Origin of the sequence: Mesorhizobium sp. 131-2-1, assembly GCF_016756535.1 — a bacterium.
Taxonomy (GTDB): Bacteria; Pseudomonadota; Alphaproteobacteria; order Rhizobiales; family Rhizobiaceae; genus Mesorhizobium.
Genome location: NZ_AP023247.1, coordinates 2,508,035 through 2,519,979, shown reverse-complemented (window position 1 = coordinate 2,519,979; position 11,945 = coordinate 2,508,035). Strand labels below are relative to the sequence as shown.

Annotated in this window: 11 protein-coding genes; all 11 read left to right on the top strand. The window is 65.5% G+C overall.

From position 1 onward, the window contains the following. Nucleotides 1–8 precede the first annotated feature (8 nt). Genes tssA through tssL form a run of 11 tightly spaced genes read left to right on the top strand, consistent with a single transcriptional unit; the run spans nucleotide 9 to nucleotide 11,945 of the window. On the top strand, nucleotides 9–1,184 hold the full coding sequence (gene tssA, locus JG743_RS12225; protein ID WP_202300433.1) for a type VI secretion system protein TssA: 1,176 nt from the start codon (nucleotides 9–11) through the stop codon (nucleotides 1,182–1,184). A gap of 6 nt (nucleotides 1,185–1,190) precedes the next feature. Beyond that, a complete protein-coding gene (gene tssB, locus JG743_RS12220) occupies nucleotides 1,191–1,730 on the top strand; it encodes a type VI secretion system contractile sheath small subunit (RefSeq protein ID WP_202300432.1) in 540 nt (179 codons plus the stop codon). Between the two features lie 2 nt (nucleotides 1,731–1,732). Further along, nucleotides 1,733–3,241: a type VI secretion system contractile sheath large subunit gene (gene tssC / locus JG743_RS12215; protein ID WP_202300431.1), complete on the top strand. Its 1,509-nt coding sequence runs from the start codon at nucleotides 1,733–1,735 to the stop codon at nucleotides 3,239–3,241. A 48-nt stretch (nucleotides 3,242–3,289) separates the two neighbouring features. After that, nucleotides 3,290–3,745 (top strand): type VI secretion system tube protein Hcp, encoded by a 456-nt coding sequence (locus JG743_RS12210; protein ID WP_126058946.1) that lies wholly within the window; start codon nucleotides 3,290–3,292, stop codon nucleotides 3,743–3,745. Continuing rightward, nucleotides 3,732–4,487, top strand: coding sequence for a type VI secretion system baseplate subunit TssE (gene tssE / locus JG743_RS12205; protein WP_202300430.1), 756 nt, complete (start codon nucleotides 3,732–3,734; stop codon nucleotides 4,485–4,487). The genes JG743_RS12210 and tssE overlap by 14 nt, the downstream gene beginning before the upstream one ends. A 1-nt stretch (nucleotide 4,488) precedes the next feature. Continuing rightward, nucleotides 4,489–6,363 carry a type VI secretion system baseplate subunit TssF gene (gene tssF, locus JG743_RS12200; protein WP_202300429.1) on the top strand — a complete coding sequence of 625 codons (1,875 nt, stop codon included), beginning with the start codon at nucleotides 4,489–4,491 and terminating at the stop codon, nucleotides 6,361–6,363. Beyond that, nucleotides 6,327–7,394 carry a type VI secretion system baseplate subunit TssG gene (tssG, locus tag JG743_RS12195; RefSeq protein WP_202300428.1) on the top strand — a complete coding sequence of 356 codons (1,068 nt, stop codon included), beginning with the start codon at nucleotides 6,327–6,329 and terminating at the stop codon, nucleotides 7,392–7,394. Before tssF ends, tssG begins: the two co-directional genes overlap by 37 nt. Further along, nucleotides 7,391–8,779 carry a type VI secretion system-associated FHA domain protein TagH gene (gene tagH / locus JG743_RS12190; RefSeq protein ID WP_202300427.1) on the top strand — a complete coding sequence of 463 codons (1,389 nt, stop codon included), beginning with the start codon at nucleotides 7,391–7,393 and terminating at the stop codon, nucleotides 8,777–8,779. The genes tssG and tagH overlap by 4 nt, the downstream gene beginning before the upstream one ends. Before the next feature lie 3 nt (nucleotides 8,780–8,782). Further along, nucleotides 8,783–9,235 carry a type VI secretion system lipoprotein TssJ gene (tssJ, locus tag JG743_RS12185; protein WP_202300426.1) on the top strand — a complete coding sequence of 151 codons (453 nt, stop codon included), beginning with the start codon at nucleotides 8,783–8,785 and terminating at the stop codon, nucleotides 9,233–9,235. 39 nt (nucleotides 9,236–9,274) lie between these two features. Continuing rightward, the gene (gene tssK / locus JG743_RS12180; RefSeq protein WP_202300425.1) at nucleotides 9,275–10,609 is read left to right on the top strand and encodes a type VI secretion system baseplate subunit TssK; all 1,335 of its coding nucleotides are present in this window, start codon (nucleotides 9,275–9,277) and stop codon (nucleotides 10,607–10,609) included. 4 nt (nucleotides 10,610–10,613) lie between these two features. Then, the gene (gene tssL / locus JG743_RS12175; protein WP_202300424.1) at nucleotides 10,614–11,945 is read left to right on the top strand and encodes a type VI secretion system protein TssL, long form; all 1,332 of its coding nucleotides are present in this window, start codon (nucleotides 10,614–10,616) and stop codon (nucleotides 11,943–11,945) included.

The window sequence follows — 11,945 nt, the reverse complement described above, 5'->3', positions numbered from 1 at the left end:
GGGTTTGTGTGATTGATCTCGCACTCTGGCTGAATCCTCTAAACGGTGAAAATCCGTCAGGTGAGGATTTGCGCAACGACCCGGCTTTCCATGAGCTGGAGCGCCTGACCGAGCCCCAGGTCAAGGTGGTCCATGACGGCAGCAACAGGCCTGCCTCCCAGTCCACCATTCCGGTCGACTGGGCATCCGTGCTCGACAAGGCCGCAGACTTGCGTTTGCGTGGCCGCGACCTGCGCCTGCTGGTCATCGTCACGCGCGCTCTGGCCAATGAAGAAGGGCTTGCCGGTCTCGCGCAGGGGTTGACCCTCATCGCGCAGACCTTCGATCGGCACTGGGACACGATGCATCCCGCCCTGCGGCCGAACGCGACGCCGCGCGACGCCGCCTTGCGTCGCATCAACGCGCTGCTCGATCTCCAGAACGGCCAGGACGGCCTGCTGGCCAACCTGCGGCAGATGATCTTTTTCGCGCCGCGCCCGATCGGGCCGATCAGCGGGCGCGACCTGGAGCAAGGCGCGCTCGACGAGCGTGTCATGCTGCAGGAGGCCGCGTCGGGTTTGAACACGGCCGAAAAGGCGGCACTGGCAACCGCCCACAGCCAGCTCTTGAACCGGGTGCGAAGCGGATGCGCCGCACAGGCCGATCAGGCCGGCGAGGTGATGACCTCGCTGCTGGACGACACCCGCGCGGCGATCGCGGCCCTCGATGCCGTCGAGACCGCGCTCAACGCCCGCATCGAGGGCAACGGCCCCGCCGTTCCGGAATTGAAACGGTTCCTGCAGCGTTTGCAGACGACGCTGGAGCGCAATTCGGCTGCCGGCGCGGTGGCGAACGGCGCGGCGAAACCCTCCCCGCAGCCGGCGGAACCGGCAACGCCCGTCCGAAACGGTCATGGAGCCGATACGATGGCAAGTGTCGCAAGCCACGCGGAACAGAGCACCGGCCTGCCCGACCGGATTTCCTCGCGCGATGACGTGGTCAAATGCCTCGACCTTGTCGTCGCCTTCTATGACCGCACCGAGCCGTCGAGCCCGATCCCGCATCTCGCCCGCCGTGTGCGCCGCATGGTGCACATGGATTTTGTTGAACTGATGGAAGATCTCGCCCCGTCGGGGCTGAAGGAGTTCCGGCTTCTGGCCGGCGTTCCCGATGCCAAGAAGACGGCCCAGAAGGATGAAAGGTAGCAACACATGCCAGCCGAAAGCAAAGCGAAGGTCATCGAACGAAATCGCGCGCCACGGGTGCAGATCGCCTATGACGTCGAAACCTACGGCAGCCCGACGACGATAGAACTGCCGTTCGTCATGGGCGTGATGGCCGACCTTTCCGGCGCCTCGCAGACCAGGGAAGCTTCAAAATCGCTGTTGGACCGTTCCTTCGTCGAGACCGACGCCAACCGCTTCCCGAAATTTATGGAGGCGCTCGGGCCGCGCGTGAAGGCACGGGTGAAGAACACGCTGCCCCAGGCTGAAGGCGCCGAGAAGGACGAGGAGCTCGCGCTTGACCTCACCTTTACAAAGATGGGCGACTTCGCGCCGGACAAGATCGCAGAGCAGGTCCCGCAACTGGCCGAGATCCTCAAGATGCGGCGCCAGCTCGAGGAACTGCTCGGCTTCATGGATGGCCGTGTCGACGCCGAAAAGCGCATCGCGCAGTTGCTCAACAACGAGCCGCTTCTGAGCAAGATCGCCAGCCAGGCAATGTCTGACGACGACAAGGTTGGGGAATGATCATGGCCGAACAGCAAAAGACAGCCGCCGTCACCGCCGAGGCCGAAGCCATAGACCTCGGAGAATTCAGCGGGCTCCTCGAGAAGGATTTCAAGGTCAAGAAGGACGACAGCGAGAAGCTGCAGCAGCTTGTGCGCAATCTCGCGCTGGCGGCGCAATCCCGCTCCGAGACCACCACCATTTCGTCCAACGCTATCAAGTCGATCAAGTCGCTGATCGCCGGCATCGACAAGATGCTGACCACGCAGGTCAACGAGATCCTGCACGCGCCGGAAGTGCGCGAGATGGAAGGCACATGGCGCGGCCTCTGGTATCTCATCAACAACACCGAGACCGATGCGAAGCACCTCAAGATCCGGGTGATGAACATCTCCAAGGAGCAGCTGGCCGACACGCTCGAAGATTTTGAAGGCCAGATGTGGGATCAGAGCCCGATCTTCAAGAAGGTCTACACGGACGAGTATTCGATGCTGGGCGGCGAGCCGATAGGCTGCATCGTCGGCGCCTACGAATTCTCGAACCATCCGCGCGACGTCGGCCTGCTGCGCAACATCTCGGGCATCTGCGCTTCCGCGCACACGCCCTTCATCGCCGCCGCCTCGCCGCGCCTGTTCCGCATGGACAGCTGGCAGGAACTGCCGAACCCGCAGGACCTGCAGATGATCGTGTCCAATCCGGCCTACGCCTCGTGGCAGTCGCTGCGCGAGAGCGAGGACGCGCGCTATATCGGCCTTACCATGCCGCGCGTGCTTGCACGCCTGCCCTACGGCACCGAGACCGTCCCGGTGAAGGGCTTCACCTTCGAGGAGGAGGTGCAGGGCGATCACAACAAATATGTCTGGATGAACGCCGCCTTCCCGATGGGCGTCAACATCAACCGCAGCCACAAGCTCTATGGCTGGGGCACGCAGATCCGCGGCGTCGAGAATGGCGGTACGGTGCTCAACCTGCCGGTGCACGCCTTCCCGACCGACGACGGGTCGATCGCGATGAAGTGCCCGACGGAAGTGGCCATCGACGACCGCCGCGAGGCGGAACTGGCCAAGCTCGGCCTGATGCCCATCCTGCACCGGAAGAACACCGACCTCGCGGCCTTCATCGGCGCCCATTCGCTGCAGGATGACGAGACGCGCGCCGGTCGCCTGGTCGATCCCGATGCGCAGTCGAACGAACGGCTGAGCGCCAACCTGCCCTACCTATTCCCGGTGTCGCGCTTCGCGCATTACCTCAAGGCGATCGCGCGCGACAAGATCGGGTCGTTCAAGGAGCGCTCGGACATGCAGATCTGGCTGACTGAGTGGATCAACCGCTACGTGCTGGCCAACCCGGCCTTCGCCGACGACAAGGCGCGCGCCAAGCGCCCGCTTGCCGCGGCAGAGGTGCAGGTGGACAGCGTGGAGGGCCGGCCGGGCTACTACAACGCCCGCTTCTATCTGCGCCCGCACTACCAGTTGGAGGGCATCAACGCTTCGCTCCGGCTGGTGTCAGAACTCCCGTCAGTGAAGGGTTGAACTGCAGCAATGTGATCTTGTTTCGTTTGAGAGCGGTGGAGAAAGACAATGCCTGTGAAGATCGATGGCTTCCTGAAAGTTCCGGATATCAAGGGTCCGAGCGTACGAGACGGCCACGAGGACGAGATCGAAATCCATGGTGTCGACTACAAGATGGTCGCGCCGTACGATCCGAATTCGCTCTCGCGCCGCGGTCGTGTGGCCTTGGGGATGATCAAGTTCACCAAGCACTACGACAAGTCCTCGCCCTATCTGAAGAAGGCGCTGTTCGAGAACAAGGCTCTCGACGAAGTGGTGTTTTCCGCGCGCCGGACCATTGACGGCGAGACGAGCGACTATCTGGTCGTGACGCTCACCGACGCCTCGATCATGGAATACGACATGTCGCAGGCCGAGGACGAGGAAGACCTGATCGAGGAGGAAGTCAGCTTCGCCTACAAGAAGATCAAGTTCGTCTACGACAAGGACGACGAAATCGAAATGGATGTCTATGTCGGCAAGTGAGGTCCGGCGGCCCGGCGCGAACAAGCCGCGGCTTGCCGGCAGTTCGCGAGCGACGCGCGAGGCGGTCCAGCCCTCTCTCTGGGACCGCCTCGTCAACGACCTGCCCGGGCTGACCTCCGAGATAGACGGGCTGCGCAAGCTCCTGCAGGACGAGCTTGGCGCGGAACGGCTGGAGACATTTCTTGCCGGGAGCGCGCGGGCGATCGACGCCGATGCGGAGCTGACACCGGACCAGAAGCGGCGCCTGCACCGGCTGATCTTTCAGGACGAGCACCGTGCCGAGATCGAAAGCCGCGGTGTGGTGGTGTCGGCGCGCGTGCTGAGGGAGGCCGTGCGGCGAGACATCGAGGCCCTGTTCAACACCGAGCGCTTCGAATCCGTTCCGCTGTTTTCCGATCTCGAGCGCGAGCAGGCGATCGACGATCCGCCGTCGCTGGCTGATTTTCCGGAAGTGCGCCGAAGCGTCATCAATTACGGCGTGCCTTCCTTCTCCGGCCGTTCGTCGCGGGACTTCGACCGCGATACTTTGGCGCGCGAGATCCGTTCGGTGCTTGCCACGTTCGAGCCACGCCTAAAGGAAAGCGCGACGACCGTCACGGTAACCCTCGGCGACAAGACTGTGGGTCTGAAGATCGAGATAGACGCAGTGCTGATCATGACGCCGACGCCGGAACGGCTGCGCCTTCGCACAACGATCAATCTTGACAACGGTCTGGCGCGGACCGAATTCGGGGAAAGCTGAGATGGATCGGGTCTTCGTAGAATATTACGAGGAAGAACTGACCCATATCCGCGGGCTCGCCGCGGAATTCGCCGACATGCATCCGGCGATAGCACGCAACCTTTCGCTCGATACGGTGCCGTGTCCGGACCCCTATGTCGAGCGTCTGCTGGACGGGGTTGCCTTTCTTGCCGCGCGCACGCGGCTGAAAGTCGATGCCGAGCGCTCGCGGTTTTCACGCGCCGTGCTCGACGTCCTCTATCCCGATCTGGTCACGCCGGCGCCGGCGACCGCCATGGCAGTGCTGAAACCCGGCCAGCAGGTCCAGGCGATGATCGCGGGCCATGTCGTCAAGCGCGACACACGGCTGGTCTCCGGCCTGCAGCCTGGCCTGTCGACACGCTGCACCTTCACCACCGCGCAGGAGATCACGCTGTGGCCGATCGCGATCAGCTCGGTCAGCTATTTCCAGGATCGCAGCGGATTGGCTGCGGCCGGCATCGGGCCGATCGGCGGCGTGGCCGGCCAAGCGGCGCTGCGCATCGCGCTCACCCGCACCGGCAAAGGCAAATTCAACGAACTCGAGCTCGACCGGCTTGATCTCTATCTTGCCGGCCGCAGCAAGGCGCCGCTGATTTTCGACGCCATTTTCGGCGCCTGTTCGGCGGTTGGCGCACGCGCCGAGGGCAAGACCAATCCGATATCGCCGCTGCCGGAACCCGAAATGGTCGGCATTCGCGACGACGAAGCTTTGATGCCGCGTACCCGTCCGACATTCGAAGGGTACCGCCTGCTGCGCGAATATTTCATGATGCCCGAACGCTTCCACTATGTGCGGGTGTCCGGCCTGAAGCCCGTTGTGCGCAAATGCGATGGCGGGCTCGAGATCATTTTCCTGTTCCGGCGGCCCACGCCTGAGCTTGCCGATCTCACGCCCGCCGATTTCGAGCTCTTCGTCACCCCGATCATCAATCTCTTCGAGCGCGAGTGCAACGTCGTCGAGCTCGATCCCCGCCGCACGCGGCAGGTGCTGCATGCCGACCGTACGCGGGCGCGCGACTTCGAAATCTATCGGGTCACGCGTGTCGAGGACGCCGAGAGCGAAGGCAGCGACGCCGAAATACCCGAGCTCTTCAGCCTGGGGCAAAACCGCGGCAGCGGCTGGGTCTATTCCACCGAGCGCCGGCCGCGCCGGGCCACCGAAGATGAGCGGCGCGATGGCCTGACCCGGACCTCCTACACCGGGGACGATGTCTTCCTGGCCGTTTCGCGTCCGGTCACAAGCCCGACGAACCGGCCGCTGCGGCGCCTCGACGTCATGGCGCTGTGCACCAATCGCGACCTGCCGATCCTCGACGACACTCCGACACTGACGCTGGAGACGGGCGATCCGGTCGAGGCGGTCAGGCTCATCGGCGCGTTGCGTCCACCGCAGCCGGCGATCCCGGCGGCGCTGCCGGCAGGCGCCGAGGGTGAATCGAGGGCCGACAATCTCGCCTGGCGGCTGATTGCCCAGCTTGGGCTCAATTTCCTCAGCCTTGCCAAGGAAGGCCGCGGCGTCGATCCGCTGCATGCGTTGCTCGACCTCTATGCCGACCGCGGCGATCCGGGTCTCGCCCGCAACGTGCATTCGATCGTGCGCATCGACTCGCGTCCGGTCATCGAACGGCTGCAGATCGACGGACCGATGTGCTTCGGGCGGGGCACGGAAGTGACGTTGCATGTGGACCAGTCCGTGCTCGCGGGACAAAGCACGCTGCTGCTTTCGGCCTTGCTCGCACGGCTGTTTGCCCGCCACGCCGGAATAAACGGCTTTGTGCGGACCCGCACGCGGCTGCTGCAGAAGCAGGAGGATGTGCCATGGCCGATGACGCCCGGCAATCGCTACCTGATCTAGACAGCATCGGACAGGACCGGGCCGAGGGCTTGTCCCAAGCGTTCGACTTCTTCGAGTTGCTGCGCCGGCTCGAACGCAGGGGCGGCCTGTTCGGCCATTCCGGCCGGTTGGATCGCGAGCCGGCAAGGCTCGGACAGCATGTGCGCCTGAGTTTCTCGGCCAGGGATGTGACGGAGTTCCGCGAAGCGACCGACAACGCGCCGGCGCGGGTCACTATCGCCAATCTCGGCCTGATGGGACCTGAAGGCCCTCTGCCGCTGCACATGACGCGCTGGGTGCTCGATCGCCTGTCGCAGCGCTGGTTCACCGGCGCCGAAGCCAGGCAGACCAGCGACACGACCTTTGTGGACTTCGTCAACATCCTCCAGCATCGCATGATTGCCCTGTATTACCGGGCCTGGGCGGATGCGCACCCGGGAGTGCAGGTCGAACGCGCGGTCGGCGGCCGCGTCCGCGCAATGCTCGAGGCGATGGCCGGTATTGGCCTTCCCGGCACCCAGGACCCCGAACTCGACACCGTCAAGCTGCGCCAGGCCGCTTCGCTTGCCAGCCAGGTCGACGGTCCGGAACGGCTCACCCTGTATCTTGCCGAAGCCTTCAGGGTGCCGGTGCAGGTAAAGGAGTTCATCGCCGCCTGGATATCGGTGCCGGCCGCGCTGCAGAGCCGCCTGGCCAAGGCCTACGCGGCCCTCGGCCGCGGGGCGACGATCGGTCCGCGCGTTTTCAACCGCCAGAGCAGGATCGAGCTTCGCGTCGGCCCCCTCGGTTTTGAGGACTTCAAGTCGTTCCTGCCGGGCAGCGGGCGGCTGGCGCTGTTCAAGCACGCGGTTCGCGACATGATCGGGGAAACGCTAGACGTCGACCTTCGCATCGTGCTCGCTCGCGAGGCCGTGCCGCCGCCTCGCGTCGGAACCGTCCAGCTTGGCCGGACCGCCTGGCTTGCGCGGCCCGCCGAAAGGGGGGATGCTGACGATCTGCGGCTGCGCACGATCGTCGGATGGCGGCCGGAGATAGCGGAGGTCGCGGCATGAGTCTGCTGCTGACGCTGGAGCAAGGGCCACGCACCCAGGCGGTAAGGCAGACCCGACTGGACGAGGGCGAGCTGGTGATCGGCCGCAGCGCCGACGCCGGCTGGCAGATCGACGATCCGGACATGTTCGTCTCGCGCGCCCATTGCAAGATCACCGGCGGGCAGGATGGCTATTTCGTAACCGACACGTCGAGCAGCGGACTGTTCATAAACGATTCCGACAGCCCGCTAGGCGCCGGCAGGTCGGCACGCCTGCAAAGCGGCATGCGGCTGAGGCTGGGCGACTACATACTCTATGTCGACCTGCAGGCGCCGGCCATGCAGCAGCCGGCGACCAGCCAGCCTGTCGCCGAACGGTCGCCGCCGGCGTCTCGCGCGCCGGTGAGCATCGGCAACGACGACTTCTTTTCGGCCAGGGCCGAAGAAGAGCCGCGACGGCCGCGCCCGGCCGAGCTGCCGAACCCGTTCGAGCAGCCGCTGCCGGGGGCGTTCGAACGTGCCAACGCAAACCAGGGCAGCTCTCAAGCCTTCGACGACCCGTTCAGCCTCGATCCGGTGTCATCCCTCAACGGCATGGCCGAACCCGTTCCGGCAAAGCCGTCGCCCATCCGAGACGATTTCGGCTTCGGACCGGCGGCGCCCTCCGGTCCGGCAAATGGCGATTGGCCGGCGGCCCAGCGCGAACGCGCCGCCGAAAGACCACAGCCGACAAATCCATGGGATTCGCCGGTGCAGGCAGCCGAGCCCCCTCCCCCGCCGCGTGCGACTGCCGGCTCGAGGCCGGCCCGCGCGCCAGCAGCGACGCCGTCACAGTCGGACTCGGCGCTTCGAACCGCATTCCTGCGCGGCATGGGGGTCGAGGAAGCCGATTTCCCCGGCCGCGACGCGATCGCCGAAATGGAGAAGTTCGGCCGCGAGTACCGGCTGATGATGGAAGGTTTGATGCAGCTTCTGCGCAAGCGCTCGGAGGAAAAGGGAAACGCGCGCGTCGCCCAGACGATGGTTGGCGCCTCCGAGGTCAATCCGCTCAAGTTCCTGCCGACGGTCGACGACGCCATTGTGACCATCATCGCGGAACGCAGCCCGGGATTTCTTGACGGCGAGGCGGCGATCTCGGACGCGATCCGCGATCTGGCGCAGCATCACGTGCGCGCCTGGCGCGGCGTGCAGGCAGCGCTTCGCCAGATGGTCGACCGCTTCGACCCGGCGGCGATCGAGGAAGAGCTGAAATCGAATTCCGCGATCGGCACGCTGCTTTCGGGCGGGCGCGGCGCCAAGCTGTGGGAGCTCTACCAGAAACGTCATCGTGATATCGCCGAGAGCGCGGAAAAGACCTTCCTTGGCGAAGTCGGCGCTGATTTTAGGGATGCATATGAGGAGGAGTGAGACATGATCGATCGACGCGAATTCATCATTGCCCTTGGTGCCACGGGGCTGGTTTCGGCCTGCCAGAGCGGCCCGCCGAAACCATCGGTGGTCACCGTCAATGTGAGCGGCGGCGCCGGCATGAACCCGGGGCCGGGCGGCGGAGACCGACCGGTGACGGTCCTGGTGATGCGGCTGAGCAGCACCGGCAAGTTCAATTCGGCCGACTATTTCGCGCTGCAGGGCGATGCGGGGTCCGCGCTCGGGGCCGACCTGATCGGATCCGACACGATCTCGGTCGCGCCGGGAAAGACCGCGGCCAAGACCATCACGGTCGAACCGAACGCAACGGCGCTCGGCTTCGTCGCGCTGATCCGCGAACCTGGCGGGAGGAACTGGCGCACGACCAAGTCGGTCTCGCCTGGGTCCAAGTTGACCATCAACGTCACGCTCGGCAGCGGTGGTATCTCCGCCTAGCGGCCTGACAGGAAGTGGCTCCGTGCAGAGAGTAACGGCATGAGCGATGCAAACAGGGTGCTATGGTCCGAGGGCCTGTTTCTCAGGACCCAGCATTTCCAGCAGCAGGACCGGTTCTTCGAGGCGACCGTTCGCGGCGCCTTGCAGGCCGGGCAGCTCCACACGTTCGGCTTCCAGCAGCTCACCCTGGACCAGTCGTTGCTCGACGCCGGCCAGATCGGCATTGTGTCGGCGCGGGGCATCTTCCCCGATGGAACCCCCTTCTCCATTCCCGAGATGATGGACGCGCCGCGCCCCTTGCCGGTCACCGCCGACACCGGCGCCGGGCCGGTGCTGGTCGCGCTGCCGCTCGAACCACCAGGAGGCGTCGGCTTCGATCCGGCGCACGCCGCATCCACAGGCGCGCGCTATCACGGCCGGATCGTTTCGGTCCGTGACGCAGTGCAAGGGGGGGCGGACCCCGAGGAAATCGAGATCGCCCGGCCCCAGGCGCTGTTGCTTGCGCCGGGCAAGTCGGTTGGCGGCTACACCGCCCTGCCCGTGGCCGATGTCAAAGGCGTGCGGGCCGATGGCGGCGTCTCGCTGGACGAAACGTTCCTGCCGCCGACACTGATCACGGGTGCGGTGGCCTGGTACCGGCAATTGCTTCTGGAAGTCGTCACCGGCCTCGACCAGATCGCCGAGGCGCATGGCAAGATGGTGATGGGCGGACCAGGGCGCAGCGTCGAAGACCTCTTGATGCTCCACCTTGCCAACGCGGCGCGCCCACGGCTGGCGCATATGCTGGCGCAGGACGTCTTTCACCCGGCCGAGCTCTACCTCGAGCTTGCCGGCCTCGCCGGCGAAATGGCGACCTACGGCTCCAGCTCGCGACGGCTGGGCGAGTTGCCGGCCTATGACCACATGGCTCCCGGCCCCGCCTATACGGCGCTGGCCGATGCCTTGCGCTCGCTCATCCTGAGCTTGCGTTACATCGAGCCCAAGTCGCGCGCCCTGCCTGTCATGCGACACTCGACCAACGTCTGGAAGATACGCATCGACAACCCGAAGCTGCTGGTGGCGAGCCGCATCGTCATCCGGGTCGGGTCCGAGTTGTCGGAAGATGCGCTGCGCAAGATCTTCGTCAACCAGGCGACGGTCGGCTCGGCCGACCAGTTCGAAGGCCTGTGGAAATCACGCCTGCCCGGCATCCCGCTGAAGCCGCTCCATTCGCAGCCGCGCGAAATCCCCTACGACGGCGACCGGCTGTGCCTCGAGCTCGATCAGAAGAGCGAGCACTGGGCCTCGCTGCTCGACGCCCCCGGTTTCGTCATCGGCGTTTCCGGTGTCTTGCCGAGCGAGCCGCAAGTCGACTGCTATTCGGTGAACAGGTGAGATCATGAGCCGGGATGATCCTTTCGGACTGTCGGAGGATCGCGAACGCACGCGCATCAGGCTGACCGGCGCCCAGATGCCGCGGCCGATGACGCCGATGCTGACGGGTGCGCCGGTCAAGCGCTCGCGCGCCCATCCCAATGCGCTCATCAACGCCTTTGCGCCGCTGCTCGAATTCGCGCCCGAGCTCGAAAGCGCCCTGGCGCCGGAGAACCCGGAAACCTTGCGCACGCGCCTGCTCGAGGAACTGGTCCGGGCACGCGACACCGCCATGCAGACCGGCTCCTCGCTGGAGCGGGCGGATCAGGCGGCCTGGGCGGTAGCCGCGCTGCTCGACGACCTCGCGCTCAACACGCCATGGGGCGGCGCCAGCGTGTGGCCGCGTCAGCCGCTGGTGGTCATGCTGCGCGGCGACGTCGATGCCGGCACGCAGTTCTTCACGCGTCTCGACGAACTGGAACGGCACCCGAACCGGGATCGCGAATTGCTGGAGCTGCAATACCAGTGCCTGGCACTCGGCTTCCGCGGCAAATACCGTGTGCCGGGCCGCTCCGGCGACCGTTCGCTCAACGCCGTTCGCGTGGCGGCGGCGCGCTTCCTGCGCGATGCCGACGCCGAGGGCGCGCCGCTGTCGCCGAACTGGAAAGGCGTGAATGCCTCGGACGAGCCGCAGCGCTTCATCGTGCCGATCTGGGTGATGGCGCTCGCCGCGGCGGTGATCGCCACCCTGGTCCATATCGGGCTCTCGATGGGACTGAGCAGCCAGGCGGTGGAACTCTCGGCGCTCGTCCGCGCGCTGCCGCCGCCTGAACGCGCCGACATCACGCGCGCCGCGCCAAAGGTCGACGCGCCGGAGCCGCCTGCGCCGGAACCAGTCGATTTCGCGCTGCTGCCGGAATTCAAGGCCGAAGCGCCTGACGACCTCAAGGGGGCACTGAGCGGCACCGAGAGCGTGTCGCTCGCCAAGCTGGTCATCCAGGCCTCCAACCCCGAACTGTTCCAGTCGTCACGGCCGACGCTGACCGAAGGCTATGAGCCGCTGGTCGAATCCATCGCCAAGGTCATTCTCGCCAACCAGGAGCTGATCGGAGACATCACCGTCGTCGGCCACACCGACAACGTGCGTCTGCAAAGATCGAACCCGCTGTCGAGCAACCAGCGGCTCTCGGAAGCGCGGGCCGAGACCATAGCCAACTTGCTGGTACGGGCCGGCGTGCCGCAGGAGCGCATCCATTCCGAAGGGCGCGCGGAGACCGATCCGGTGGCCGACAACTCGACACGCGAGGGCCGGGCGCTCAACCGGCGCGTAGAGGTACTGGTCGAGAAGAGGCTCTGA